This window comes from Sphingomonas morindae (assembly GCF_023822065.1).
Lineage (GTDB): Bacteria > Pseudomonadota > Alphaproteobacteria > Sphingomonadales > Sphingomonadaceae > Solisphingomonas > Solisphingomonas morindae.
On record NZ_CP084930.1, the window covers coordinates 467,828 to 492,578 of the forward strand.

A 24,751-nucleotide genomic window follows, 5' to 3' on the forward strand; every position below is an offset into this window, starting at 1 on the left:
CGCGTGCCGGATTTCGGCTTCGCCTTTCACGAGGCCGCGCGCGCGCCATCTCCTGCCGGCGCCGGTTCGCGCACGCGCGTCGGCCCAAATGTCGCGCGATCGCCCGCGCGCGAAACCGCACGAGCGCGAGCACGGCACGGCATCCGCGCACCTAGCCTGACAGCCGCGCGAGCCCGGCGCCTCGCCCCATCCGCTTGAGCCAGAATCAGTCTGGTGCGGGCACGGCCGCGCCGGATGCGGGCGGTACGAGGCCATCCGGCGTGTCGCTCGATTTGGGTAGCCCGCGACACAGTCGGGAAGCCGATCGGTATCCCAACGAAATCATATTGCGACATCTATGCCATTGGTGCGTCAGACGTGTGGCAAAATTGCTACGGTGTGAACTCGAAAGGTCCTCCGCAGCACACTCGAGTTGCCGGTACGGAGTTTCTGTTCCTAGAAACGCTTATTCGGCACGGGAGCCGAGCAATGCGGGCGACGCCTAAAGGCCGCCTCTGAAGGGGACGAGTTTTCATGACTAGCAAGTCAATCGCCAGGCGATTGCTGGGCACGACGTTCATCGCCGGTGTCGTGCTGACCTGCGCGCCCGCCTTCGCCCAGACGGCGCCGGCTTCCTCGGCAACCCCAGCCGGCTCCGATCCGGGCGCCAGCATCACCCCGGCAGGCGTGAATGGCGGCGATCAGACCGGCAACAACGCGATCGTCGTCACCGGCTCGCGCATTCCGCAGCCCAACCTCACCTCGGCCAGCCCGGTCACGGTGCTGAACAGCCAGGCCGCCAAGCTGCAGGGCACGACCCGCATCGAGGATCTGATCAACACGCTGCCGCAGGCCTTCGCCTCGCAGGGCAGCGCCGTGTCGAACGGCTCCAGCGGCACCGCCACCGTCAACCTCCGCAATCTCGGCGACCAGCGCACGCTGGTGCTGGTGAACGGCCGCCGGCTGATGCCGGGCGACCCCACCTCGCCGACCGCCGACCTCAACTTCATCCCCACCGCGCTGGTGAAGCGCGTCGACGTGCTGACCGGCGGCGCCTCTTCGGTCTATGGTTCGGACGCGGTCGCGGGCGTCGTCAACTTCATCCTCGATACCGACTTCACCGGCTTCGGCGTCGACACGCAATATGGCCTCTACCAGCACGACAATCGCGATCGCTATTCGCAGCAGCTGAACGCCGCCGCCGGCTATTCGGCGCCGTCGGGCAATTCGGCCAACGGCCACACCATCGACGCCAACGTCAAGCTGGGTGCCGGCTTCGACGATAATCGCGGCCATGTCGTCGCCTATTTCGGCTATCGCAAGATCTCCGCGGTCGACCAGAGCACGCGCGACTACAGCAATTGCGGCCTCTCGGCGCTCTCGACCGGCGGCTATACCTGCAGCGGCTCCGCCACCTCCTTCCCGGCGGTGCTGAACCTCGTTTCGGGCGGCCGTTATCAGGTGGCGCCGAACGGCGGCCTGACGCGCAATGTGGCGCTGTTCAACGCCAACCCCTATAACTATTACCAGCGCCCCGACGAGCGCTATACGGCGGGCTTCTTCGGCCATTATGACGTGGCCGACTTCTTCAAGCCCTATGCCGAGTTCGGCTTCATGGCCGATCACACCAATGCCGTCATCGCTCCCTCGGGCGATTTCAGCAACACCACCACCATCAACTGCAACAATCCCTATCTGTCGGCCACGCAGTCGGCGGTGCTCTGCGCCCCCGGCAATCTGGTGCTCAACGATCCGTCCAACAACGCCAGCGGCGCCGCAACCTTCCGCAATCCGGACGGCACGCTCTACAACAAGGCGAATGTCGCGATCGGTCGCCGTAACGTCGAGGGCGGCGGGCGCGATGCGGACATCCGTCACACCGACTTCCGGATCGTGCTCGGCACCAAGGGCGATGTCGCCAAGGGTCTCAGCTACGATGCATATTTCCAATATGGTGAGACCCAGTACAATCTCATCTATCGCAACGAGTTCTCGGTTTCGCGCCTGAACAACGCGATCGACGTGATCTCGGATGCCAATGGCAATCCGGCGTGCCGCGCCGCGATCACCGGTGCCGATGCGAACTGCGTTCCCGTAAACTTCTTCTCCAGCGATCCGCTCAGCGCCGCGGCGCTCAACTATCTCCAGGTCCCGGGCTTCCAGAACGGCGACAACAAGGAGACGGTGGTCAACGCCTCGCTCACCTTCCTCGGTGACGAATATGGCCTGCGGTCGCCCTTCGCCGATCACGGCCTCGGCCTGAACTTCGGCGCCGAGTATCGCCGCGAGTCGCTCCGCCTCGAGGTCGACAACGAGTTCGCCACCGGCGATCTCGCCGGCCAGGGCGGCCCGACCCTGCCGCTTTCGGGCGCGTTCAACGTCCGCGAAGTGTTCGTCGAGGCGCAGCTTCCGCTCGTCGAGGACAAGCCCTTCTTCCACTCACTCTCGGTGGACGGCGGCTTCCGCTATTCCGACTACAGCACCTCGGGCTCGGTGGAATCCTATAAGGGCCAGCTGACCTGGGCGCCGATCCGCGACATCACCTTCCGCGGCGGCTACAACCGCGCCGTCCGCGCGGCCAATGTCCAGGAACTGTTCCAGGCCCAGTCGGTGCAGATCGACGGTTCGACCGATCCCTGCGCGGGCACCAACCCGACCTTCTCGGCGGCGCAGTGCGTCAATCTCGGCGTGCCCACCAGCCGCTATGGGTCGATCCTGGACAATCCGTCGCAGCAGTATAACGGCCTGGTCGGCGGCAACCCGCAGCTGAAGCCGGAGACGGCCGACACCTACACCGTCGGCGTGATCCTGCAGCCGAGCTTCCTCCGCGGCTTCAGCGCCTCGGTGGACGCCTTCTCGATCAAGGTGAAGAACCTGATCGGCACGGTCGGTGCCGACGTGATCCTGCAGCAGTGCGGCCTCACCGGCGCGGCCGAGTTCTGCAACCGCGTGCATCGTGACCAGTTCGGCACGCTGTTCCTCACCTCGAACGGCTATGTCGAGGATACCAACCTCAACGCCGGCTTCCTCAAGACCCGCGGCATCGACACCAACGTGTCGTACAATTATCGCAGCAGCCGCTGGGGCACCTTCGGCCTGAGCATGGTCGGCACCTATCTCGACGAGTTCCGCCGCAACGTGGTTCCCGCCGATTACGACTGCGCCGGCTTCTTCGGCGGCACCTGCGGCACGCCGGCGCCCAAGTGGCGTCACACGGCGCGCCTGAGCTGGACGAGCCCGGCCGATATCGGCCTGTCGCTCAACTGGCGCTTCTTCGGCAAGGTGCGGTACGACAAGACCAGCTCGCAGCCGGATCTCGCCGGCAGCTACGGCCCGTCCGACGCTCGTATCGGCGCGCAGAGCTATTTCGATCTGGTCGCCACGACCCGCGTCGGCGATCACCTCGACATGCGTCTGGGCGTGAACAACATCGCCGACAAGAAGCCGCCGATCCTCAGCCAGGCGGCCGCGCCGATCGGTTCGTTCGGCAACGGCAACACCTACCCGACCGTCTATGACGCGCTGGGCCGGTACATCTTCCTCGGCCTCTCGGTGAACTACTAAGACATGCCCGGTCGGCCTGGACAGGATCCGGGCCGACCTTCCTTTCCAGGCCCTGGACTCGCCCCGGCGACCCAGGGCCTTGTTTTTTTCACGATCGCGCCGTCCACACCCGGACGCGGCCCGATCCGCTCCCTTCCGGCGCCGCTTGCGCCGGCGCGGCGAGCCGCTAAGGCTGCCGCGCGCCCCCCTCACCGCTCAGAAAGGCCCAGCGCTTGAAGAGGCTTCTCCTTGCCGCCGTGCTGCTCGCGCCCGCCGCCGCCACGCGCGCCGCGCCGCCGCCGACGGCGGCCGCGTTCGATAGCATGTTGCGCTGCCGCACCATCGCCGTCGCGACCGAACGGCTCGCCTGTTTTGATCAGGCCGCGACCGCGCTGGACCAGGCGCAGAGCCGCCATGACATCGTCGTCATGGATCGGCAGGAGATCCGCCAGACGCGGCGCTCGCTGTTCGGCTTCGCCCTGCCCGCCATTCCGCTCTTCGCGCATGACGAGGGGAGCGCCAAAGGCAAGGAGGCGCGGCACGAGGAAGAGGAGGACGCACAGATCAGCTCCACCATCCGCGAGGCGCATGAAGGCCCGGACGGCTGGGTGGTGACGCTGGAGGATGGCGCCGTGTGGCGGCAGACGGGTGGCGAGACGGTCGGTGCCACGCTCAAGCCGGGCATGGCGGTGATCGTGCGGCGCGGCGCGCTCGGCAGCTATTTCCTCAAGCCCGGCAATCGCCCCGGCTTCAAGGTGCGGCGGGAACGCTAAGGCCGGGCATCGTCCCGGCGGGGGGCGGCGGCACCACCAGCAGCGGATCGAGCCGCTCGCCATGCCAGGTCAACGCCCAATGGAGGTGCGGGCCGGTGGCGCGGCCGGTCATCCCCACCTCGCCGATCTGCTCGCCCTGGCGCACCCGCTGGCCGGGGCGCACGAGAATGCGCGAGAGGTGGAGAAAGGCGCTGTCCAGCCCCATGCCGTGTCCGACCATCAGCAAATGGCCTTCCAGGCTGAAGACCTGGTCCGTCGCGGCGAGCAGCACCACCCCATCGGCGGGCGCATAGACGGGCGATCCCTGCGGCCGGGCGATGTCGAGGCCGCTATGATAGGCGCCCTTCTCGCCCTGGTAGACACGTTGCGCGCCGAACAGGCCGCTGATCCGGCCGATCGCGGGCCAGGCCATGCGCTGCCGCCAGCCATCGCTCGCCACCGTGAGCGACGCCGTGCGCGCGGCGCGGATCTGCGCGAGTTCGGCGCTGCGCCGGGCTAGGAATTCGGGGCTGGGGCTGGTCCCGCGCGGGATCGGCAGCGCCTCGATCCGCCACGCGCGCGGGCGGATCGTCAGCGTCTGGCGCAGCGTCTGACCATCGACCAGCCGAGCGACCAGCTCCGCCGTGGGGCCATGATCGCGGCCGAAGCCGATCAGGAAGCGCCCGTCGGGCGCCAGCGCCACCGGCTCCGCATCGAGATGCAGCGCCACCGTGCCGGCTGGCGCGCGGCCCAGCACCATGCCGCCCTGGCTCATCGCGCCGTCCAGCTCGAACCGCGCGGCGGTTTGCGGCGGCGCGGGCGGCGGCGATGGCCGAGGCGGACGCGGCGCTTCGGCCGCCCCGCCCGCGCGCGGCGCCGGCGCGGTGCCCGCACAGGCGGCGGCGAGCAGCGCCAGCAGCGGCCCGGCGCGCCGCATCAGCCGCGCAACGCCGCCTCGGTGGCGGCCCGGGCGGAGGCATAGGCTTCCTGCCGCGCCACGCTCCAGTAGCGCAGCCGATCGAGCGCGATGGATTCGCCGGTGATCGCGCACCGCACATGATCCCCCGGCACCAGCACGCGGAAACTATTGGCGAGATAGCGCAGGCGCGCCTCGCGCCCACCCTGGGACATCAGCATGGCCACTCCTTCGCGCTCCTTCTACAGAAGGCGGGGCTGAAGGGAAGCATCGCCCTTGGCGCGCCGCGGGGCGGCGGCGGGCTCGGGTGCAGGCGCAGGCGGAGAGGCGCCGGCCTCGGGCCGCACCGTCACCCGGCCATCGGCGAAGACGAGCTCCAGCGCCGCCGCCGCGCGCGCGGCGGACGCGCTGGAAACAAGCTTTCCGCCCTGCTCCACCCGCGCATAGCCGCGCGCCAGCACGCGATCGGGATTGAGGCTTTCGGCGATGCGCCACAGCGCCTCCAGCCGTGCCTGCTGGCGGGCGAGCGGCACCGCCACCAGCGCCGGCCGCAACCGCGCCTCGCCCAGCCGCCGCCGCGCCTGGTCCAGCGGCCGCGCGGCGGCGCGGTCGAGATCGCGGCCAAGCCGCGTCAGCCGCATCGCCTCGCGCGCCAGCATCGCCTGCACCAGCGGCGGACGGAGCCGCGCCTGATCCAGCCGTCGCCGCGCGCGATCCAGCGGCTGCCCCGCCGCGCGGACAAGATCGCGCCCGGCCCCGTCCAGCCGCACGCGCTCGCGCGCCAACCGCGTCGTGAGCAGCCCCGGCCGCAGCGCGCCGGCGGCATGGGCGAGATCGCCCCGCGCCTCGGCCAGAAGCCGGGCGAGCGCGCGCGGCAGCCGATCGGCCGCATCGTCGAACCGCTGGCGCTGGGGGGCGAGCAGCGCGTCGGCGCGCGGCAGGCGCCGCGCCACCGCCTGGAACCGCTCGCCCGCGCGATCGGCGCCGCGCCGCGTGCAGCCGGTCGCGCGCTGGCCCAGCGTGCCGACCAGCGCGAGCAGCTCGCCGCGCACCGGCACCGCCATCTCGGCGGCGGCGGTGGGCGTGGGGGCGCGGCGATCGGCGGCGAAATCGCACAGGCTCGTGTCGGTCTCGTGCCCCACCGCCGAGATCAGCGGGATGCGGCAGGCGGCGACCGCGCGCACCACCACCTCCTCGTTAAAGGCCCAGAGATCCTCGATCGAGCCGCCGCCGCGCGCCACGATCAGCAGATCGGGGCGCGGCACCGCGCCGCCCGGCGCTAGCGCGTCGAAACCGGCGATCGCCGCCGCCACGCGCTCGGCCGCGCCCTCGCCCTGCACCGGCACCGGCCACACCAGAACGCGGCTGGGAAAGCGGTCCGCCAGCCGGTGCAGAATGTCGCGGATCACCGCGCCGGTGGGCGAGGTGATGACGCCGATCACCCCGGGCAGAAAGGGCAAGGGCCGCTTGCGCGCCTCGTCGAACAGGCCCTCGGCCGCCAGCTGGCGCCGGCGCTTGTCCAGCAGCGCCATCAGCGCGCCCTGGCCCGCCAGCTCCATCCGCTCGATCACGATCTGATATTTGGAGCGGCCCGGATAGGTGGTGAGCCGGCCGGTGGCGATCACCTCCGCGCCATCCTCGGGGCGGAAGCGCAACCCGGCCGCCTGCCCCTTCCACACCACGCCATCGATACAGGCCTTGTCGTCCTTGAGCGTGAGATAGCAATGGCCCGAGACATGGCGCTTGAAGCCGGAAATCTCGCCGCGCACCCGCACATGGCCGAAGCGGTCCTCCACCGTGCGCTTGAGCGCGCCGGACAGCTCCGACACGGACAGAGCGGGCGAATTGTCGCCCGGGGCCGCGTCGGCTAGGAGCCCGCCAGATACGGAATCAAAAGGGGTGGCCATGAACGTCCTGCTGCTCGGCTCGGGAGGCCGCGAACATGCGCTCGCATGGAAGCTCGCGCAATCGCCGCGCCTTACCCGGCTCTTCGCCGCGCCGGGCAATCCGGGCATCGCGGCGCACGCCGAGCTGGCGCCGCTCGCGCTCGACGATGCCGACGCCATCCTCGGCTTCGCGCGCGAACGCAAGATCGATCTTGTCGTGATCGGGCCGGAACAGCCGCTGGTCGCCGGATTGGCGGATCGGCTGCGCGACGCCGGGGTGGCGGTGTTCGGCCCCTCGGCGGCGGCGGCGCGCCTGGAAGGCTCCAAGGCCTTCACCAAGGCGCTGTGCGATCGCGCCAATGTGCCGACCGCGCGCTATGTCCGCTGCGAATCGGCGGAGCGCGCCAAGGCCGCGCTCGCGCATTTCGGCCTGCCCGTGGTGATCAAGGCGGACGGGCTGGCCGCCGGCAAGGGCGTGGTGATCGCCACCAGCGCGGCCGAGGCCGAGGACGCGATCGACGCCATGCTCGGTGGCCGGTTCGGCAGCGCCGGCCGCAGCCTGGTGATCGAGGAGCATCTCGAGGGCGAGGAAGTCTCCTTCTTCGCGCTGTCGGACGGGCAGACGGTGGTGCCGCTCGGCTCGGCCCAGGATCACAAGCGTGTCGGCGACGGCGATACCGGTCCCAATACCGGCGGCATGGGCGCCTACAGCCCGGCGCGCGTGCTGACCCCGGCGCTCGAGGCGCAGGTGATGGCGCATATCGTCGAGCCATCGGTGGCGGCCATGGCGGCGGCGGGCACGCCCTTTGCCGGCGTGCTCTTCGCCGGGCTGATGCTGACGGCGGAGGGGCCCAAGCTCATCGAATATAATGTCCGCTTCGGCGATCCCGAATGCCAGGTGCTGATGCTGCGGCTGGACGAGGATCTGCTGACCCTGCTCGAGTCCGCCGCGCGCGGCACGCTCGCCGCGCGTCCGGTGCGCTGGCGCGACGAGGCGGCGCTGACGGTGGTGATGGCGGCGAGCGGCTATCCCGACGCGCCCCGCACCGGCGGCGCGATCGACGGGATCGCCGAGGCCGAGGCCGAGGGCGCGCACGTCTTCCACGCCGGCACCCGGCTGGAGGGGGCGCAGCTGGTCGCCGCCGGCGGTCGCGTGCTCGCGGTGACGGCGCGTGGCGCCACCGTGGCGGACGCGCAGGCCGCCGCCTATCGCGCGGTCGACGCGGTGCGTTTCCCATCCGGCTTCTGCCGCCGCGACATCGGCTGGCGCGAGATCGCGCGCGCCGATGCCGAGGCGCGGCCCTGATCCCAGCCCTTCGTTCCGGAGCCCTTGAATGACCGATACCACGCTCCTGCTCATCGGCGCGGCGGTGCTCGCGCTGGCGCTGCTGCTGTTCCTGCTCGCGCGCAGCGGCCGCAAGCCGCCGGAAGGCCCGGCCGAGACCGGCGCCGCCTTCACCCCGGTGCTGCCCGACCAGCCCCTGCCCGATCCCACGCTGGCCGCCGCCCTGCCCGAGCTGGACGCGACGCCGGCCATCCCCGTGGCCGAAGGGCCGGCCGATGATCTCACCCGGATCAAGGGGCTGGGGCCCAAGGCTCAGACGCGGCTGAACGCGCTCGGCATCACCCGCTACGATCAGCTGGCGGCGCTGGACGGCGACGAGGTGGCGCGGATCGATGCGCAGATGGGGCCATTCGCCGGCCGCTTCGCGCGCGATCGCTGGGTGGAGCAGGCGCGGTTCCTGGCGGCGGACGATCGCCCTGGCTTCGAGGCGATCTTCGGCAAGCTGGGCTGATCGGGCGGGCGCGGCGCGGCGCCGGCCGTACCGCGCGTTCAGGACGCGGAGGGCGCCGGCGCGACGAGCAGCTTGTCGACCCGGCGGCCGTCCATATCGACCACCTCGATCCGCCAGCCGCCCATCTCGAAATGGTCGCCGGTGTCGGGAATGCGGCGCAGCGCCGCCAGCACCAGCCCGGCGACCGTCGCATAATCCCGGTCCTCGGGCAAAGTCAGCCCGATCCGCTCGGCCAGCGCATCGGCGGAGAGCGCGCCCGAGACGAGCAGGCTGCCATCCTCGCGCTCGACCAGCTCGGGATCATCGCCCGATTCGCGATCCGAGGCGAACACGCCGGCGATCGCGGCGAGCAGGCTGGCGGGCGTCACCAGCCCGTCGAGATGGCCATATTCATCGTGCACCAGCGCGAGCGGAACGGGCGCGTCGCGCAGCACCGTCAGCGCGTCCATCGCATCCATGCGATCGGGAATGGCGGGTACGGGCTGCGCCATGGCGCGCAGATCCACCGGCCGTCCCTCCAGCATCGCCCCCAATATGTCGCGCAGCGAGACGACGCCGAGGATCGCGTCGACCGAGCCTTCCGCCACCGGCAGGCGGCTGTGCGGGCTTTCCAGTACCGCCTCGCGAACCTCTTCGAGGCTGGCGTCGGCATCGATCCAATAGACTTCGGGCCGCGGCGTCATCACCTCGCGCACCGGCCGGTCGGCCAGCCGCACCACGCCCGAGATGATCGCGCGCTCGCTTTCCTCGATCACGCCGGCGGACGAGGCCTCGGCCACGATCAGCTGCAGCTCCTCGGCGGTGACATGGCTTTCCACGTCGCGTTGCAGGCGGAGCAGGCGGAACACCAGCGCGCTGGTCTGGTCGAGCAGCCACACCACCGGCGCGGTCGCGCGCGCCAGCCACGCCATGATCGGCGCCGCCACCGTGGCGATGCTTTCCGGCGCCCGCAGCGCCAGCTGCTTGGGGACAAGCTCGCCCGCGATCAGGGAGACATAGGTGGTGGCGGCGATGACGAGCGCGAGCCCGGCCTCGCCGGCATGGCGCGCCGGCACGCCAAGCAGCGCGAGTCGCTCCGCCACCGGGCCGCCCAGCGCCTCGCCCGAATAGGCGCCCGACAGGATCGCGATCAGGGTGATGCCGATCTGCACCGTCGAGAGGAACTTGCCCGGATCCTCGCGCAGCAGCAGCGCCGTCGCCGCGCCGCGCCGGCCGGTACGGGCCAGCGCCTCCAGCCGCGCCGTGCGCGCCGAGACGATCGCCAATTCACTCATCGCGAACAGGCCGTTGAGCACGACGAGCGCGAGGATGATGAGGACATCGATCCAGGGAAAGGGCGCGGGCGGGGGCATGGCGTCGCCCCCCCATCGCCCAAATCGCGCGCCGCCACAACCTTGATGGTCAGCCTCGGTTCAGCCGCGCGCGCAAACAGGGGGCCGGCGGCCGCCCGGCCGCGCACCGCACCCGCTTTCGTCCGCCTATTCAGAGGAGTGATCCATGGCCCTGCCCCGTTCGCTCGGCACCGCCGCCGCGACGCTCGCGCTGCTCGCCACCGCCGGCTGCGTCACCGATCCCAATACCGGCGAGCGCACCATGTCCAAGACCGGCATCGGCGCGCTGGGTGGCGCGGCGGGCGGCGCGGTGCTGGGCGCGCTGGTCGGCGGCCGCCACAGCCAGACGGAAACGCTGCTCGGCGCCGGCATCGGCGCGCTCGCGGGCACGGCGGTCGGTTCCTATATGGACCAGCAGGAGCGCCGGCTCCGCGCGCAGACGGCGGGCTCGGGCATCGCGGTCGAGCGGCGCGGCGACGAGCTGACGCTGCGCATGCCCTCCTCGATCACCTTCGACACCAATTCCTATCTCATCCAGCCGCGCTTCCAGGCGACGCTGGACCGGGTGGCGCAGACGCTCGCCGCCTATCCGCAGACCTTCGTCGATGTCTATGGCTATACCGACAGCACCGGCGGCGACGCGATCAACGTGCCGCTCTCGCAGAACCGCGCGCGGGCGGTGGCGGATTATCTCGCCGGCCATGGCGTGGTGCCGCCGAGGATCGGCGTGCGCGGCATGGGCGCGCAAATGCCCATCGCCTCCAACGACACGCCCGATGGCCGGCAGCAGAACCGCCGCGTCGAGATCAAGCTCACGCCGGTGACGCAGGACGACCGGAGCGGCGCTTCCTAAGGACAAGCCGCCAGGCGGGCCGCGCCCCGCCTTCTCCGGCGGCTAATGCGGCGATCCCGCGCCCGCCGGCCGCGTCGGCACCGGCGCCGCGCAGAGATCGAGCGCGTTGGCGGGGCGGACGAAGAAGGCGTCGCGGCGGTTCGTCTTGGCGGCGAGATAGGTGGCGAAGCTCGGGCTCGCCACGTCCATCTCCTCATAATGCGGGCGCTCGGCCGGCGGCATGTCGGAGGCGAGGCGCGCGCGCAGGATAGGGCTGTTTTCCGCCGGGCTGGCATAGAAGCCGAGCGCCGCGCCCCCGCGCGGCAGCGCCGCCAGCCTCTCCATGCCGTCGATCACGCGGCCGACCAGCGCGATGTTGCGATCGAGATGGCGGGGCGCCTGGCCGATCACCGCGTACAGCTCGCTGCCGTCGCCCGTGTCGGGCGGCATGTCGCGGCCCACCCCCACCATGGCGTAGCAATGGGCGAGCCAGGCGGTGCGGCCGTCGCTCGCCACCGGGAAGCCGCCGACAAAGCCGGTCTGCGCCGCATAGACATCGCGGCCCGGGAGCGCGCGCAGCGCGAGGCCCGCGCGCGGCCGCTCATATTCGGCCGGCGGATGCGCGACGAGGCTCTTGGGCCGCATCCGGCCCGGCGCGGGTGCCCCGCCCCATTGCACGACATAATTGTCCTGCACGCGGACGATGGCGTTGCCGTCGAACCAGCCGGCACGGACCAGCGCGACGATATTGGCGACATGGGCGGGCGCGAAGCCGGGCGCGAGCGCGATCACCGCGCGGCCGCCCTGCGCGAGATCCAGCACGAGCAGGGTCGCCGGATCGATGGCGCGCCACGCCGAGGCGGGCGCGGCGGCGACGATCTCGGTGGGGCTGAGCGGGGCCGGCGCCGGCGCGGCGGCGGCGAGCGACAGGGCGGCGAGCGGGAGGAGCAGCGGGCGCATGGCGGCGATGCTGCCACGGCGGCCGGCCCGCGTCACGCCCCCGCTACGCTTCCCGCTACGCCGATGCGGGCACCCGCCGCCTCCGCCCGTGCGGCATGGCTCAGGCGCCGCCGGTCACGATCGCGAGCCGGGCCTCGAGCGCGCGTTGCTCGGCCCGGAGCGCCTCCGGCAGACTGTCGCCGAAGCGCGCGAGATCCTCGCCCGCGCGGCGCGCCTCCTCGTTCCACAGCCGGGGATCGACCCCGCGCAGCGTATCGAGCGCGCCGGGCGCCAGCGCCAGGCCCGACAGGTCCAGCGCGTCCGCCGCCGGCACGCGCCCGATCGGCGTATCCTCCGCCGCCGCCCGGCCCTCGATCCGCTCGACGATCCACTTGAGCACGCGCGCATTGTCGCCAAAGCCGGGCCAGAGGAAGCGGCCCTGCGGATCCTTGCGGAACCAGTTGACCAGATAAATTCCCGGCAGCGTGGCGCCGGCCGCCGCCGCCGCTTCGCCCAGGCGCAGCCAATGGCCGAAATAGGCGCCCATGTCATAGCCGCAAAAGGGCAGCATGGCGAAGGGATCGCGGCGCAACGCGCCGATCTCGCCCTCGGCGGCGGCGGTCGCCTCGGAGGCGATGCTGGCGGCGAGATACACGCCCTGCGCCCAATCATAGGCCTCGGTCACCAGCGGTACCGCGCTGGCGCGCCGCCCGCCGAACAGCAGCGCCGAAATCGGCACCCCCGCCGAATCCTGCCATTCCCGCGCGATCGAGGGGCATTGCGCGGCGGGCGCCGTGAAGCGCGCATTGGGGTGCGCGGCGGGCTCGCCCGAGCGTGGATCGTGGCGACGGCCGCGCCAGTCGATCAGCCCCGGCGGCGGCGTCTCGCTCAGCCCCTCCCACCAGACATCGCCGTCCGCCGTCAGCGCGGTGTTGGTGAAGAGGCAATTGGCGTGGAGCGTGGCGACCGCGTTGCGGTTGGTGGCGGGGCCGTTGCCGGGCGCGACCCCGAAAAAGCCCGCCTCGGGATTGATGGCGTAGAGCCGGCCATCGGCGCCGAAGCGCATCCAGGCGATATCGTCGCCGATCGTCTCCGCCGTCCAGCCGGGCAGCGCCGGCTCCAGCATCGCCATGTTGGTCTTGCCGCAGGCGCTGGGAAAGGCGGCGGCGATATAGTGCACGGCGCCGTCCGGCGCGGTGAGCTTGAGGATCAGCATATGTTCGGCGAGCCAGCCCTCGTCGCGCGCCATGGCCGAGGCGATGCGCAGCGCCAGACATTTTTTCCCGAGCAGCGCATTGCCGCCATAGCCCGAGCCGTAGGACCAGATCTCGCGCGTCTCGGGATAATGGACGATATATTTCTCGTCGGCGCAGGGCCAGGCGCTGTCGCGCGCGCCGGGGGCGAGCGGCGCGCCGACGCTGTGGACGCAGCGGACAAAGGCGCCGGCGCTGCCCAGCCTGTCGAGCGCGGCCGTGCCCATACGCGTCATGATCCGCATCGACAGGACGACATAGGCGCTGTCGGTCAGCTCCACCCCGATCACGCTGTGCGGCGAGTCGATCGGCCCCATACAGAACGGCACCACATAGAGGGTCCGCCCGCGCATCGCGCCCTCGAACAGCGGCGTCAGCGTCGCGCGCATCGCCTCGGGCGCGCGCCAATTGTTGGTCGGCCCGGCGTCCGCCTCGCGCTCCGAACAGATGAAGGTGCGGCTCTCCACCCGCGCCACGTCGCGCGGATCCGAGCGCGCGTAGAAGCTGTTCGGCCGCTTGGCGGGATCGAGCGGGATCAGCGTTCCCGCCGCGACCAGCGCGTCCGCCAGCGCCGCCGCCTCGGCCTCCGATCCGTCGCACCAATGCACCCGGTCGGGCTTCGTCAGCGCCGCCACCTCGGCGACAAAGGCCAGCAGGCCGGGATGGCGGGTCGGCGCCACCGGCGGCGCGCCATGATCGATAGCGGTGGCCATGTTCCGTCTCCCTCGCTCGTCTTCTGCGCGGAGTGAACAGGAAGGGGCGTCGCGCGCCAAGTCGAACCGGCGGAATGACAGCGCGATCACGATACAAAGCCGATAAAGGGAGGGGCCGCCGAGACAAAGCAGCGCTTGCCCCGCGCCCCGGAGCCGATAAAGCGGCGATCATGACAACGCTGAACATGCTCGTGACCGGCTCCAGCCGGGGAATTGGCGCCGCCATTGTCGAGGCGCTTGTCGCGCAGGGCCACAATTGTGTGGGCCATGGCACCCGCGCCGCGCCCGGCCGAGTCGCGGCGGATCTCGCCGAGACCGGCGCCGCCGCCCGGCTCTGGGCGGAGGCGATCGAGCGGCTCGACGGCCGCGTCGACGTGCTGATCAACAATGCCGGCGTGTTCGAGGCCGCGCCGCTCGACGGCGCCGACGAGGCGTGGCTCGCCGCCTGGGAGCGCACGCTGCGCATCAACCTCACCGCCGCCGCCGAACTGAGCCGGCTGGCGGTGCAGCATTTCCAGCGGCGGGGCGGCGGCGGCCGCATCGTCAATGTCGCGAGCCGCGCCGCGTATCGCGGCGATTCGCCCGCGCATTGGCATTATGCCGCCGCCAAGGCGGGCATGGTGGGCATGACCAAGACGATCGCGCGCGGCTATGGGCGCGAGGGCATCCTCGCCTTTGCCGTCTGCCCCGGCTTCACCATGACGGGCATGGCGGAGGAGTATATCGCCAGCCGGGGCGGCCCCGGCCTGCTCGCCGATATTCCGCTCGGCCGCGTCGCCATGCCCGAGGAAGTGGCCGAGACGGTGCGCTGGCTGGCGACCACCGCCCCCGCCTCCGCCACCGGCAGCGTGATCGACGTCAACGGGGCCAGCTATGTCCGCTGAGGCGACGAGCTGGAAGATCGTGCTGCCCTGCACCCGCGCCGAGGCCGAGGCGCTCGCGTTGGCGACCGATCCCTTTCCCGACCTGGACACCCCGCCCGTGCTCAACACGCTCGAGCCGGACGAGACGCAGCCCGAGGCCTGGCTGCTCGAGGCCTATGTCGAGGGCGAGCCGGACGCGGCGACGATCGCGGCGGTGCGCGCGCTGGTCGCCTCCACCGAGGCGCCGCGCGTCGAGCCCGTGCCCGATCAGGATTGGGTGACGCTGAGCCAGGCCGGGCTCGAGCCGATCCATGCCGGCCGCTTCTTCGTCCACACCGCGGCGCATGCCGATGTCGCACCGCCGCCGGGCGCCGTGCCCTTTCTGATCGATGCCGGCCAGGCCTTCGGCACCGGCCATCATTATACCACCGCCGGCTGCCTGGAGGTGCTGGACGGGCTCAAGCGCGCGGGCCGACGCTTCGAGGCGATCGCCGATGTCGGCACCGGCACCGGCCTGCTCGCCTTCGCCGCGCTGGCGCTGTGGCCGCGCGCCCGCGCGCTCGCCACCGATATCGATCCCGTCTCGGTGCGCGTGACGCTGGACAATGCCGAAGCCAATGGCGTGCGCATCGGCGGCGGCCGCGGCGCGCTGGTGGTGGCCGAGGCCGAAGGCGTGGCGCATCCGCTCTACGACGCCTTCGGGCCCTTCGATCTGGTGATCGCCAACATCCTCGCCCAGCCGCTGATCGAACTCGCGCCCAGCATCGGCGCGGTGGTGGCGCCCGGCGGCACCCTGCTGCTCGCCGGGCTGCTCGACAGCCAGGCCGATGCCGTGGCCGCCGCCTATCGCCGGCGCGGCTTCCGCCTCGCCGCCAGCCACCAGCGCGGTGACTGGCCCGTGCTCACCCTGCGCAAGCGCCGCACCTGGCTGCGCGACTGATCGGGGCGGCCCCCGGTGCCTAGAGGGGCGCGCGCCCGGCGCGGCCCCGCGCATGCGCCTGGGTGCCGCGCGTGATCACCGCGTCGCCCGGCAGGAGATCGGCGGGATCATGGTCGCTCGCGCCCTCGAGGCGCGCGTAAAGCGGGGCGAAGTCCGTCTCCACCGTCTGGCGGAGCAGATCCTCGAAACTGTCGATCACGAAATAGCTCTGCTGATAATCGTCGATCCGGTAGCGGGTGCGCATCACCCGCTCGAGATCGAAGCCGATGCGGTTGGGGCTGTCATCCTCCAGCGCGAAGCGGCTCTCGCCATGGCTGGAGACGATGCCCGCGCCGAACAGGCGCAGGCCGCCGGCCTCGCGCACCAGCCCGAACTCCACCGTATACCAGTAGAGCCGCGCCAGCTTGTGGAGCGCGCCGAACGAGAGGCTGCGCAGCCCGCCCTCGCCATAGGCCTGCATATAATCCGCGAAGACCGGGTCGGCGAGCAGCGGAACATGGCCGAACACGTCGTGGAACACGTCCGGCTCTTCCAGATAATCGAGCTGGTCGGGCCGGCGGATGAAATTGCCCGCGACGAAGCGGCGATTGGCGAGGTGATCGAAGAAGACGGCATCGGGCACCAGCCCCGGCACCGCCACCACTCGCCAGCCGGTCAGCTTCGCCAGCCGGTCCGACAATTCCTCGAAATCGGGAATGCCCGGCTTGGACAGGCGCAGCACGTCCAGCCCGCGCAGAAAGGCCTCGGCGGCGCGGCCCGGCAGCTGCGCCGATTGCCGGCGGAACAGCAGATCCCAGGTCGCATGGGCCTGGGCCGAATAGGCGGCCCAATCCTGCGGAATGGTCCAATCGGCGGCGGCGCCCTCCGGCGGGCGATCCAGGACATGCTCGGCCATGGCGGGATGGTAACAGAAGATACGGCTTCTGCTACCCCGCGCGCGCCACGATCGCCGCCCATTCCTCCTCGCTCACCACCTTTATCCCGAGATCCTGCGCTTTCTTGAGCTTGGAGCCCGCGTCCGCCCCGGCCACGACCAAATCGGTCGCCTTCGAGACCGATCCCGCCGCCTTGGCGCCGAGTCGCTCCGCCTGCGCCTTCGCCTCGTCGCGCGACATGGTGACGAGCTTGCCGGTAAATACCACCGTCTGGCCCGAAATCTCGGACTCGACCGTGCGGTGCACCACCTCGGCGGGCGTGACGCCCTGGTCGAGCAGATCCTGCACGGCCGCGCGATTGTGCGGCTCCGCCCAGAAATCCACAAGCGCGTCCGCCACCTCGGGGCCGATGCCGGCCACGTCGATCGCCTCGGCCAGCTGCTTGGCGCGGCGCGCGGCGAATTTCTCGTCGCTTTCGCCGGGCGCCTGCGTCAACGCCGCGCGCGCCTCGCACAGCGCGTCCAGTCGCGCGCGCAGCGCTTCCAGCGTGCCGAACCGCCGCGCGAGATCGCGCGCCGTCACCTCGCCGACATGGCGGATGCCGAGCGCGAACAGAAAGCGATCCAGCGGCCGCGTGCGGCTGGCGTCGATCCCCTTCACGAGATTGGCCGCCCAGACGCGCCCATCCTTCTTGCGCGCGCGCAGCGTCTCCTCGGTCAGCCGGTAGATGTCGGCCGGCGTAGCGATCAGCCCGTCGCGGAAGAAATCCTCGATCAGCGTCAGCCCCAGCCCTTCCACGTCCATGGCGTGGCGCGACACGAAGTGGCGCAGCCGCTCCACGCGCTGCGCGGGACAGATCAGGCCGCCGGTGCAGCGATACACGACCTCGCCCGGCCCGCGCTCCACCAGCGACTGGCATTCCGGGCAATGATCGGGAAAGACGAAGTCGGGCCGCGCGGCATCACGCGTGAGCACCTCGACGATCTGCGGAATCACGTCGCCCGCGCGCTGCACCACCACCCGGTCGCCCGGGCGGGCGCCGAGCCGGGCGATCTCGTCGGCATTGTGCAGCGTCGCGTTGGTCACCACCACGCCGCCCACCGTCACCGGCTCGAGCCGCGCCACGGGGGTGAGCGCCCCGGTGCGGCCGACCTGGATGTCGATCCGCTCGAGCAGCGTCTCGGCGCGTTCGGCCGGGAATTTGTGCGCGATCGCCCAGCGCGGCGCGCGCGCCACCGCGCCCAGCCGCTGCTGCCAATCCAGCCGATCCACCTTGTACACCACGCCGTCGATATCGAAGGGCAGGTCGGCGCGCCGCCGCTCGATCGCGCGGTAGCGCTCCAGCGCCTCGTCCACGGTGGCGCACAGCGCCAGCAAATCGGAAACGGGCAGCCCCCAGCCGGCGATCGCCGCCATCACCCCCGCCTGGCTCTCGGCGGGCAGCGCGGACACTTCGCCCCAGCCATGCGCGAGGAAGCGCAGCGGCCGTGCCCGCGTCACCGCCGCGTCCTTCTGGCGCAGCGACCCCGCCGCCGCGTTGCGCGGATTGGCGAACACGCGCTCGCCGGCCAGCCGCGCGTTGAGCGCCGCGAAATCGGCCTTGGCCATGTAGACTTCGCCGCGCACCTCGAACACCGCCGGGGCATCGCCGGCAAGCCGCTCGGGCACGTCGGCGATGGTGCGGACATTGGGGGTGACATCCTCGCCCGTGGTGCCGTCGCCGCGCGTCGCCGCCTGCACCAGCCGGCCCTGCTCGTAGCGCAGCGAGCAGGACAGGCCGTCGATCTTGGGCTCGGCGGTCAGCGCCACCGGCGCATCCTCGGCCAGCGCCAGGAAGCGCCGCACCCGCGCCACGAACTCGCGCACCTCGTCATCGGCGAAGGCGTTGTCGAGGCTCATCATCGCTTTGGCATGCGCGATCTTGGCGAGCGGGCTGGACGGCGCCACGCCGACCCGGCGCGAAGGCGAATCGTCGCGCGCCAGCGCCGGCCAGTCCGCCTCCAGCGCGCGATTCTCGCGCACCAGCGCGTCATAGTCGGCGTCCGAAATCTCCGGCGCGTCCTGATCGTGATAGAGCCGGTCGTGCCGCGCGATCTCGGCGGCGAGCCAGGCCAGCCGCGCGCGGGCCTCATCCTCGGTCATAGCGTGCGTCCCTCGCGTCCGGCCAGTTCCACCACATATTGCCAGGCGACGCGGCCCGAGCGGGCGCCCCGCCCCGTCGCCCAGGCGATCGCGTCCGCCGCCTCGAAGGGCAGGCCGCGCGCCCGCGCATAGGCTTCCACCATCGCCAGATAGCTGGTCTGATCGATGGCGTGGAAGCCTAGGCTCAGCCCGAAGCGATCGGCCAGCGCCAGCCGGTCGTCCAGCACATCGCGCGCGTTCACCGCGCGCTCCGCCTCGCCGAACTCGCGCGTCACGATGTGGCGGCGATTGGCGGTGACATGCAGCCGCGCATTGTCGGGCCGAGCCTCGGCGCCGCCCTCCAGCAGCGAGCGCAGCGTGCGCGCGCCCGCGCCATCCTCCTCGAAGCCGAGATCGTCGACGAACAGCGCGAAGGCGCGCGGCGCCTCGGCGACGAGATCGAACAGATGCGGCAGCGCCGCCAGCGCGTCAGGCGCCACCTCGACCAGCGCAAGCGCCGCGCCATCGGCCTGGAGCGCGCCGACCGCGCTCTTCACCAGCGAGGATTTGCCGGTGCCGCGCGCGCCCCAGAGCAGCACGTCATGCGCCGGCAGGCCGGCCGCCAGGCGCCGCATATTCTCGACCAGCGCCGCCTTCTGCCGATCCACCCCGGTGAGCAGCTCGAGCGCCAGCGGGCGAAAGGCGCGCGCCGCCACCAGCGTGCCCTCGCGCCACACATAGGCGGGATGGGCGAGCGGGTCCGCCGCCGGCGGCGGCGGCGGCGACAGCCGCTCGAGCGCGGCGGCGATGCGGGACAGGCTGTGCTCGGACATGGCGCGGGCCATAGCCGGCCTCGCCGGGCAATGCATCATCCACGCCGCGCCGCGAAGAAGGTGCGCAGCAGCGCCGCCGCCTCGCCCTCGCCGATGCCGGGATAGATGTCCGGACGGTGATGGCAGGTCGGCTGGCCGAAGAAGCGCGGGCCGTGCGCCACCGCGCCGCCCTTCTCGTCGGCGGCGCCGTAATAGAGCGTCTCGACCCGGGCATGGGCGATCGCCCCCGCGCACATCGCGCAGGGTTCCAGCGTCACCCAGAGCGCGCAGCCATCCAGCCGGCCCGTGCCAAGCGTCGCCGCCGCCAGCCGGATCGCCTCCATCTCGGCATGGGCGGTAGGATCGCCGCTGGCGCGCATCCGATTGGGGGCGACCGCCACCACCGCCCCCGCCCGGGTCACCACCGCGCCGACGGGCACCTCGCCGGCGCGACCGGCCGCCGCCGCCGCGTCGAGCGCGAGCCGCATCGGCGCCGGCAGCGGGAAGGCCATGTCAGAGCGACGAACGGCCGAGCAGACCGGGCCGCAGCACCACCACCAGCGAGAAGATCATGCCGGGGACATAGGCGAGCAGCGTCAGCAGCAGCGACAGCCAGAAGGCCGGGCCGATGCCGCGCGCCAGCCACACCCCCACGGGCGGCAGCAGCACCGCGAGGATGATCGCCAGGATCGAGGGCCGGTCCATGGCTCAGCGCGGCTTCTTCACGTCGACCGTCGGCACCTGCACCGTCTCGTTATGGACGCTGACATTGGCGGTCTGCACGTCGAACGCCGGCGCCTGCCCGCCCTTCACCTCAATCTTGGGCAGCGCCGCCTGGCGCGTCTGATCGACATTGATATAGCCCGTCGCCACCAGGGCGATGGCGACGACGACGAGGATGATCAGCAGAACCAGGATCGCGCGCATCGTCTCTCTCTCCCGCAAGCCATGATCGGTATCAAGTCCGCATCAACGTCGCGGGGGCGTCACGGTTTCAGGGGAGGACATGGCGCCATTCGCACACCTCGAGCGAGGCGAACAGCCCGGCCTCGGCATAGGGATCGCCCGCCGCGAACGCGCGCGCCGCGTCCAGCCCGTCGAACTCGGCAAGGATCAGCGAGCCTTGCGGCGCGCCCGCCGGATCCAGCAGCGGCCCGGCGCGGAGGATGCGCTCCCCCAGCGTCTTGAGATAGGCGAGGTGCCGGGGCCGCGTCTCGGCCCGCAGCGTGCCGGCGTCGGCGTGATCGCGTGCGAGGATCATGAACGGCTTCATGGCGTCTCCTTCCGGGCCTTGCGCGCGCTTCGGCTTGACCGCGCGCCCCCGGTGCCTTAGGGACGCCGGCTTTCCGGGCAATAGATTCTTTCGGGATTTGAGATCATGTCGCGCATTTGCGAGCTGACGGGCAAGGGTCGCCAGATCGGCCACAACGTGTCCCACGCCAATAACAAGACCAAGCGGACCTTTCTGCCGAACCTGCAGAATGTGACGCTGATCTCCGACGCGCTCGGCCAGTCGGTGCGCCTGCGCGTTTCGACGCACGGCCTGCGCTCGGTGGAGCATGTCGGCGGCCTCGACAATTGGCTGACCAAGACCAACGACGATCAGCTGAGCCTGCGCGCGCGCCGGTTGAAGCGCGAGATCGCCAAGAAGAAGGCGGCCGTCGCCGCCTGATTCGCGGTCGGCGGGCCTGCCCGCCGCCGTGCCGCAAGGGCCCGCCGGCTGCGCCGCGCGGGCCTTTTGCCGTTCGGCCGGCCGATTCCGCGGCCTAGTCGCGCAGCTCGAAGCACAGCAGCAGCGTGCGCTGGAGCGCGAGGAAATTATCGTCCGAGGCGATCCAGACGAGCAGCCGCCCGTCGCGTGGCTCCACCGCCAGCGCCTCCATATTGTCCACCGTCAGCGGCGGCGCGAGCCGCGCCACGGGCGCGGCGGCGAGATCGTCGCCCGCCTTGGCCGCGCGCGGATCGATGATCGCCAGCGCGGCGGAAAAGCCGAGCGTGCCGCTCAGCAGCCCCGCGCCGATCTGGAAGCGCCGCAGCAGCACCAGCACGCGCCCGTCGGGCAGTTCGGCGGCATCGGTCGGCGCGAAGCCATCGGGCGCACGGAAGCTCAGCCGCGCGGGCACCGCGCCCTCCACGGGATCGCCGGGGAAGAGCAGCAGCAGCGCATGGCCGTTGGGCGCGTGCATCGTCTCGGCGAAGACGAGGAAGCGGCCGTCGTGCAACCGCACCATCGCCTCGGCGCCCTCATTGGCCGGCCAGTCCGCCATGGCGGGGGGCGTGGCATGGCCATCGGCGGCGGCGAAGCCGCGGGTGTAGCGCCAGATCGCGTTGCGCGTCTCGAACCCCGCCCAGACATGGCCGCTCGCCGGATCGAAGGTCGAGGATTCGCTGTCGCGGTTCACCTTGCGCAGCGGCGTGCCGGGGCCGTCGGGCAGCGGGAAGAGCCGGTATTCGCGCTGCGGCCCGCTGCCCGAGAAGCGGAACTGGGTGACGGTGCCGGTATCGCTCAACAAGGTGAAGCGGCCGTCCTGAATCGTCATGGAGGAGATGCCGCCAAAGCCGCGGTCGCTGCCGTGCAGCACCCAGCCGCCGCGATAGCGGAGCCGGCCCACCTGGACCCGCCCCGGATCGGTGGGATCGAGCGGCACCGCCACCGCGCGCAGCTGCCCATGTGGCGCGGTGAAGGCGAGCGGCAGCGGTGCCAGCGCCACCAGCGCGGCGAGAAGGGCGAGTTTGGCCATGGCCCCTCCTAGAGCGGATCGCCGCCGGGTGGAATTGCCCAGGCGCCCGCTCATTCAGCCAGCACTCACCCTGGCCGTGCCAAAGCCCGCGCCTGGCGGCGCCGCGCGCGCCGCGGGGTCCGAGGAGATCGTCCATGCGCCGGATAAGACGGCCCGCTCTGGCGGTGGCCATTCTCCTGGCCGGGTGCGTGCTGCCCGGCGCCGGCGGCGCGCAATATCGCCACGCCCCGCCCCCCGGCCATGGCCGCGACGATGACCGCTATGATCGCGACGATCCCCGCGATCGCGATGACCGCGACCAGCGCGAGGATCGTCGCCCGCCGCGCCGGCCGCCCGGGCGCCCCTGCCGCGATGCGGGCACCGGCGGCACCATCATCGGCGCCATTGCGGGCGGGCTGCTCGGCAACGGCATCGCCGGCCATGGCGATCGCGCGGCCGGCACGCTGCTCGGCGGCGGGCTCGGCGCGCTCGCGGGCCGCGCGATCGATCGGGATTGCTGAGGTTCATCTCGCGCCCGCTACGGCCGTTCCGCCCGCGTAGCGTTTGGGCGCCTCGTGTCGCGTAGGAGGCAGGGCCGGGCCGCGCGCGGTCCGGCCCAAGCCTCCCGCGTCAGGGATCGTCGAACAGATCGGCGAGCTGCCCCACCATGGTGCCGCCCAGCTGCTCGGCATCCATGATCGTCACCGCCCGCGCATAATAGCGGGTGACATCATGCCCGATGCCGATCGCCACCAGCTGCACCGGCGAGCGCGTCTCGATCCATTGGATCACCTGGCGCAGATGCCGCTCCAGATAGGCGCCGCTGTTCACCGAGAGCGTCGAATCGTCGACCGGCGCGCCGTCCGAGATCACCATCAGCACGCGCCGCTCCTCGGGCCGCGCGATCAGCCGCTGATGCGCCCAGAGCAGCGCCTCGCCGTCGATATTCTCCTTGAGCAGCCCCTCGCGCATCATCAGCCCCAGATTGCGGCGCGCCCGCCGCCAGGGCTCATCGGCTTCCTTGTAGACGATGTGGCGGAGATCGTTGAGCCGCCCCGGCATGGGCGGGCGGCCGGCCGCGAGCCACGCCTCGCGCGATTGGCCGCCCTTCCAGGCGCGGGTGGTGAAGCCGAGTATCTCGGTCTTCACGCCGCACCGCTCCAGCGTGCGCGCGAGAATATCGGCCGAGATGGCCGCGATCGAGATCGGCCGCCCGCGCATCGAACCGCTATTGTCGATCAGCAGCGTCACCACCGTGTCGCGGAACGCGGTATCGCGCTCGACCTTGTACGACAGCGACTGGCCCGGCGTGACGACCACCCGCGCCAGCCGCGCCGCATCCAGCAGCCCCTCCTCCTGATCGAAATCCCAGGAGCGGGATTGCTGCGCCATCAGGCGTCGCTGCAGCCGGTTGGCGAGCTTGGTGACGGCGCCCTGCAAATGGGTGAGCTGCTGGTCGAGATAGGCGCGCAGCCGTGTCAGCTCATCCTCGTCGCACAAGGTCGCGGCATAGGCGATCTCGTCGAAGCGGGTGGTGTAGGCGGCATAGTCGAAACGCGGCGTGCCATCGTCATTGGCGCGGTTGGGCCGCGCCGGCGCGGCGCTCTCATCGCCCTCGTCGCCTTCGCCGCCTTCCTGATCGGCATCGGCCTCGCGATCCATGTCGAGCGTGTCGCCCTGGTCGCTCTCGCCGGCCTGGCTCTCGGAGCGCACCTCCATCTGCTCCTGCGGGCCGGCGCCGTCGCCTTCGCGCTCCTCGTCGCTCTCGCCCTCATTCTGATTCTCGCCCTCCTCCTCCTCGCCGCCCTCCTCGGGCTCGCTTTCGGGCGGGAGTTCGGGCGCGACCAGCTCGAGATCGCGCAGCAGCCGCGTCGCCAGCTCGGCGAAGGCGGACTGATCGTCGAGCGCGAGGCCCAGCGCGTCAAGCTCGGCGCCGGCCTTCTCCTCGATCCAGTCGCGCACCAGGGCGAGCCCGGGCGCGGCGCGATCGGGCGCGGCGCGGCCGGTCAGGCGCTCGCGCGCGATCAGCGCCACGGCGGTGGCGAGCGGCACCTCCTCGCGCGTGCGGGCGCGGGCGATCGGGTCGGAGCGCATCCGCGCCGCCAGGCCGCTGGCGAGATTGGCGGCGATGCCGTCCATCCCCCGCGCGCCCAGCGCCTCCACCCGGGCCTGCTCGATCGCGTCGAACACGGCGCGCGCGGTGACGTCCGCCGGCGCGCGGCGCTGGTGGAGCGCGGCATCGTGCAGCCGCAGCCGCAGCGCGAAGGCATCGGCCGCGCCGCGCGCCTCGGCCACCTGCTCGGGCGGCAGGGTGCGGCCGGGAATCGGCACCTTGATCGTCTTGCCGCTCTGCACCGGGCTGTCGGCGGAATAGCCGAGTTCCACCTCGGGCTCGCCCGCCAGCGCCCGGGTCGCGCCGCCGAGCACCTGGCGGAAGGCTTCGAGCGGATTGTCTTCAGCCATGCTTCACCCCCGCGGCG

The 24,751-nt window shown here is 71.6% G+C and carries 24 protein-coding genes; 9 read left to right on the plus strand and 15 right to left on the minus strand.

The genetic code is table 11. The annotated features are described in order from the left end of the window. Window positions 1-513: 513 nt before the first annotated feature. Window positions 514-3,543: a TonB-dependent receptor domain-containing protein gene (locus tag LHA26_RS02250; RefSeq protein ID WP_252167135.1), complete on the plus strand. Its 3,030-nt coding sequence runs from the start codon at window positions 514-516 to the stop codon at window positions 3,541-3,543. Window positions 3,544-3,755: 212 nt separating this feature from the next. Beyond that, a complete protein-coding gene (locus tag LHA26_RS02255) occupies window positions 3,756-4,295 on the plus strand; it encodes a hypothetical protein (protein WP_252167136.1) in 540 nt (179 codons plus the stop codon). Here LHA26_RS02255 and LHA26_RS02260 read toward each other — a convergent pair. From LHA26_RS02260 to xseA, 3 genes are read right to left on the minus strand one after another with little or no spacing between them, the layout of a single operon-like run. After that, window positions 4,273-5,211, minus strand: coding sequence for a M23 family metallopeptidase (locus LHA26_RS02260; protein WP_252167137.1), 939 nt, complete (start codon window positions 5,209-5,211; stop codon window positions 4,273-4,275). The two genes, LHA26_RS02255 and LHA26_RS02260, sit on opposite strands and share 23 nt — an antisense overlap. Then, entirely contained in the window at window positions 5,211-5,411 is a 201-nt protein-coding gene (locus tag LHA26_RS02265; RefSeq protein ID WP_252167138.1) for a DUF2093 domain-containing protein, read from the minus strand. Before LHA26_RS02265 ends, LHA26_RS02260 begins: the two co-directional genes overlap by 1 nt. Before the next feature lie 21 nt (window positions 5,412-5,432). Then, window positions 5,433-7,097: an exodeoxyribonuclease VII large subunit gene (gene xseA, locus LHA26_RS02270; protein ID WP_252167139.1), complete on the minus strand. Its 1,665-nt coding sequence runs from the start codon at window positions 7,095-7,097 to the stop codon at window positions 5,433-5,435. Here xseA and purD point away from each other — a divergent pair. Beyond that, window positions 7,096-8,382 carry a phosphoribosylamine--glycine ligase gene (purD, locus tag LHA26_RS02275; RefSeq protein ID WP_252167140.1) on the plus strand — a complete coding sequence of 429 codons (1,287 nt, stop codon included), beginning with the start codon at window positions 7,096-7,098 and terminating at the stop codon, window positions 8,380-8,382. The genes xseA and purD overlap by 2 nt on opposite strands. A 28-nt stretch (window positions 8,383-8,410) precedes the next feature. Further along, on the plus strand, window positions 8,411-8,872 hold the full coding sequence (locus LHA26_RS02280) for a helix-hairpin-helix domain-containing protein (protein WP_252167141.1): 462 nt from the start codon (window positions 8,411-8,413) through the stop codon (window positions 8,870-8,872). Between the two features lie 38 nt (window positions 8,873-8,910). Here the strand turns inward: LHA26_RS02280 and LHA26_RS02285 are convergent, their stop codons facing one another. Then, entirely contained in the window at window positions 8,911-10,224 is a 1,314-nt protein-coding gene (locus LHA26_RS02285; protein ID WP_252167142.1) for a hemolysin family protein, read from the minus strand. A gap of 145 nt (window positions 10,225-10,369) precedes the next feature. Here LHA26_RS02285 and LHA26_RS02290 point away from each other — a divergent pair, with 145 nt between their 5' ends. Continuing rightward, the gene (locus LHA26_RS02290) at window positions 10,370-11,056 is read left to right on the plus strand and encodes a YiaD family glycine zipper/OmpA-like lipoprotein (RefSeq protein WP_252167143.1); all 687 of its coding nucleotides are present in this window, start codon (window positions 10,370-10,372) and stop codon (window positions 11,054-11,056) included. Between the two features lie 42 nt (window positions 11,057-11,098). Here LHA26_RS02290 and LHA26_RS02295 read toward each other — a convergent pair whose 3' ends face one another. Continuing rightward, window positions 11,099-11,995, minus strand: a complete 897-nt coding sequence (locus tag LHA26_RS02295) for a peptidylprolyl isomerase (protein WP_252167144.1) — start codon at window positions 11,993-11,995, stop codon at window positions 11,099-11,101. A 100-nt stretch (window positions 11,996-12,095) separates the two neighbouring features. After that, entirely contained in the window at window positions 12,096-13,940 is a 1,845-nt protein-coding gene (locus LHA26_RS02300) for a phosphoenolpyruvate carboxykinase (GTP) (protein WP_252167145.1), read from the minus strand. A gap of 170 nt (window positions 13,941-14,110) precedes the next feature. On the opposite strand from LHA26_RS02300, the gene LHA26_RS02305 reads away from it, so the two are divergent. Together LHA26_RS02305 and LHA26_RS02310 are read left to right on the plus strand one after the other, a co-directional pair. After that, entirely contained in the window at window positions 14,111-14,824 is a 714-nt protein-coding gene (locus LHA26_RS02305) for an SDR family NAD(P)-dependent oxidoreductase (RefSeq protein WP_252167146.1), read from the plus strand. Further along, window positions 14,814-15,743, plus strand: coding sequence for a 50S ribosomal protein L11 methyltransferase (locus tag LHA26_RS02310; RefSeq protein WP_252167147.1), 930 nt, complete (start codon window positions 14,814-14,816; stop codon window positions 15,741-15,743). Before LHA26_RS02305 ends, LHA26_RS02310 begins: the two co-directional genes overlap by 11 nt. A 19-nt stretch (window positions 15,744-15,762) precedes the next feature. Here the strand turns inward: LHA26_RS02310 and phhA are convergent, their stop codons facing one another. The 7 genes from phhA to LHA26_RS02345 form a co-directional block, all read right to left on the minus strand. Continuing rightward, entirely contained in the window at window positions 15,763-16,638 is an 876-nt protein-coding gene (phhA, locus tag LHA26_RS02315; RefSeq protein WP_252167148.1) for a phenylalanine 4-monooxygenase, read from the minus strand. A 31-nt stretch (window positions 16,639-16,669) separates the two neighbouring features. Further along, on the minus strand, window positions 16,670-18,760 hold the full coding sequence (gene ligA, locus LHA26_RS02320) for an NAD-dependent DNA ligase LigA (RefSeq protein WP_252167149.1): 2,091 nt from the start codon (window positions 18,758-18,760) through the stop codon (window positions 16,670-16,672). Then, a complete protein-coding gene (locus tag LHA26_RS02325; protein WP_252167150.1) occupies window positions 18,757-19,572 on the minus strand; it encodes an ATP-binding protein in 816 nt (271 codons plus the stop codon). The genes ligA and LHA26_RS02325 overlap by 4 nt, the downstream gene beginning before the upstream one ends. A 35-nt stretch (window positions 19,573-19,607) precedes the next feature. Beyond that, on the minus strand, window positions 19,608-20,063 hold the full coding sequence (locus tag LHA26_RS02330) for a nucleoside deaminase (RefSeq protein ID WP_252167151.1): 456 nt from the start codon (window positions 20,061-20,063) through the stop codon (window positions 19,608-19,610). A gap of 1 nt (window position 20,064) precedes the next feature. Then, on the minus strand, window positions 20,065-20,256 hold the full coding sequence (locus tag LHA26_RS02335) for a YqaE/Pmp3 family membrane protein (protein WP_252167152.1): 192 nt from the start codon (window positions 20,254-20,256) through the stop codon (window positions 20,065-20,067). A 3-nt stretch (window positions 20,257-20,259) separates the two neighbouring features. Then, window positions 20,260-20,478, minus strand: a complete 219-nt coding sequence (locus LHA26_RS02340) for a hypothetical protein (RefSeq protein WP_252167153.1) — start codon at window positions 20,476-20,478, stop codon at window positions 20,260-20,262. Window positions 20,479-20,545: 67 nt separating this feature from the next. Continuing rightward, window positions 20,546-20,824 carry a YciI family protein gene (locus LHA26_RS02345; RefSeq protein WP_252167154.1) on the minus strand — a complete coding sequence of 93 codons (279 nt, stop codon included), beginning with the start codon at window positions 20,822-20,824 and terminating at the stop codon, window positions 20,546-20,548. A gap of 105 nt (window positions 20,825-20,929) precedes the next feature. Here LHA26_RS02345 and rpmB point away from each other — a divergent pair, with 105 nt between their 5' ends. Beyond that, window positions 20,930-21,223, plus strand: coding sequence for a 50S ribosomal protein L28 (gene rpmB, locus LHA26_RS02350; protein WP_252167155.1), 294 nt, complete (start codon window positions 20,930-20,932; stop codon window positions 21,221-21,223). A gap of 94 nt (window positions 21,224-21,317) precedes the next feature. Here rpmB and LHA26_RS02355 read toward each other — a convergent pair whose 3' ends face one another. Next, window positions 21,318-22,292: an esterase-like activity of phytase family protein gene (locus LHA26_RS02355; RefSeq protein WP_252167156.1), complete on the minus strand. Its 975-nt coding sequence runs from the start codon at window positions 22,290-22,292 to the stop codon at window positions 21,318-21,320. A gap of 134 nt (window positions 22,293-22,426) precedes the next feature. On the opposite strand from LHA26_RS02355, the gene LHA26_RS02360 reads away from it, so the two are divergent. Next, the gene (locus LHA26_RS02360) at window positions 22,427-22,792 is read left to right on the plus strand and encodes a glycine zipper 2TM domain-containing protein (protein WP_252167157.1); all 366 of its coding nucleotides are present in this window, start codon (window positions 22,427-22,429) and stop codon (window positions 22,790-22,792) included. A gap of 109 nt (window positions 22,793-22,901) precedes the next feature. Here the strand turns inward: LHA26_RS02360 and cobT are convergent, their stop codons facing one another. Beyond that, complete coding sequence (gene cobT, locus LHA26_RS02365) at window positions 22,902-24,734, minus strand: cobaltochelatase subunit CobT (RefSeq protein ID WP_252167158.1); 1,833 nt, start codon at window positions 24,732-24,734, stop codon at window positions 22,902-22,904. Window positions 24,735-24,751: the final 17 nt, after the last annotated feature.

What these genes read in the sequence shown, in the direction of transcription:
- xseA (WP_252167139.1), bottom strand. Translation starts at nt 7,097, where the DNA reads ATGGCCACCCCTTTTGATTCCGTATCTGGCGGGCTCCTAGCCGACGCG.
- LHA26_RS02295 (WP_252167144.1), bottom strand. Translation starts at nt 11,995, where the DNA reads ATGCGCCCGCTGCTCCTCCCGCTCGCCGCCCTGTCGCTCGCCGCCGCC.
- LHA26_RS02290 (WP_252167143.1), top strand. Translation starts at nt 10,370, where the DNA reads ATGGCCCTGCCCCGTTCGCTCGGCACCGCCGCCGCGACGCTCGCGCTG.
- LHA26_RS02310 (WP_252167147.1), top strand. Translation starts at nt 14,814, where the DNA reads ATGTCCGCTGAGGCGACGAGCTGGAAGATCGTGCTGCCCTGCACCCGC.
- LHA26_RS02340 (WP_252167153.1), bottom strand. Translation starts at nt 20,478, where the DNA reads ATGCGCGCGATCCTGGTTCTGCTGATCATCCTCGTCGTCGTCGCCATC.
- LHA26_RS02265 (WP_252167138.1), bottom strand. Translation starts at nt 5,411, where the DNA reads ATGCTGATGTCCCAGGGTGGGCGCGAGGCGCGCCTGCGCTATCTCGCC.
- ligA (WP_252167149.1), bottom strand. Translation starts at nt 18,760, where the DNA reads ATGACCGAGGATGAGGCCCGCGCGCGGCTGGCCTGGCTCGCCGCCGAG.
- LHA26_RS02250 (WP_252167135.1), top strand. Translation starts at nt 514, where the DNA reads ATGACTAGCAAGTCAATCGCCAGGCGATTGCTGGGCACGACGTTCATC.
- LHA26_RS02360 (WP_252167157.1), top strand. Translation starts at nt 22,427, where the DNA reads ATGCGCCGGATAAGACGGCCCGCTCTGGCGGTGGCCATTCTCCTGGCC.
- LHA26_RS02285 (WP_252167142.1), bottom strand. Translation starts at nt 10,224, where the DNA reads ATGCCCCCGCCCGCGCCCTTTCCCTGGATCGATGTCCTCATCATCCTC.
- LHA26_RS02355 (WP_252167156.1), bottom strand. Translation starts at nt 22,292, where the DNA reads ATGGCCAAACTCGCCCTTCTCGCCGCGCTGGTGGCGCTGGCACCGCTG.
- LHA26_RS02345 (WP_252167154.1), bottom strand. Translation starts at nt 20,824, where the DNA reads ATGAAGCCGTTCATGATCCTCGCACGCGATCACGCCGACGCCGGCACG.
- LHA26_RS02300 (WP_252167145.1), bottom strand. Translation starts at nt 13,940, where the DNA reads ATGGCCACCGCTATCGATCATGGCGCGCCGCCGGTGGCGCCGACCCGC.
- rpmB (WP_252167155.1), top strand. Translation starts at nt 20,930, where the DNA reads ATGTCGCGCATTTGCGAGCTGACGGGCAAGGGTCGCCAGATCGGCCAC.
- LHA26_RS02280 (WP_252167141.1), top strand. Translation starts at nt 8,411, where the DNA reads ATGACCGATACCACGCTCCTGCTCATCGGCGCGGCGGTGCTCGCGCTG.
- LHA26_RS02325 (WP_252167150.1), bottom strand. Translation starts at nt 19,572, where the DNA reads ATGTCCGAGCACAGCCTGTCCCGCATCGCCGCCGCGCTCGAGCGGCTG.
- purD (WP_252167140.1), top strand. Translation starts at nt 7,096, where the DNA reads ATGAACGTCCTGCTGCTCGGCTCGGGAGGCCGCGAACATGCGCTCGCA.
- LHA26_RS02330 (WP_252167151.1), bottom strand. Translation starts at nt 20,063, where the DNA reads ATGGCCTTCCCGCTGCCGGCGCCGATGCGGCTCGCGCTCGACGCGGCG.
- LHA26_RS02335 (WP_252167152.1), bottom strand. Translation starts at nt 20,256, where the DNA reads ATGGACCGGCCCTCGATCCTGGCGATCATCCTCGCGGTGCTGCTGCCG.
- LHA26_RS02305 (WP_252167146.1), top strand. Translation starts at nt 14,111, where the DNA reads ATGACAACGCTGAACATGCTCGTGACCGGCTCCAGCCGGGGAATTGGC.
- phhA (WP_252167148.1), bottom strand. Translation starts at nt 16,638, where the DNA reads ATGGCCGAGCATGTCCTGGATCGCCCGCCGGAGGGCGCCGCCGCCGAT.
- cobT (WP_252167158.1), bottom strand. Translation starts at nt 24,734, where the DNA reads ATGGCTGAAGACAATCCGCTCGAAGCCTTCCGCCAGGTGCTCGGCGGC.
- LHA26_RS02260 (WP_252167137.1), bottom strand. Translation starts at nt 5,211, where the DNA reads ATGCGGCGCGCCGGGCCGCTGCTGGCGCTGCTCGCCGCCGCCTGTGCG.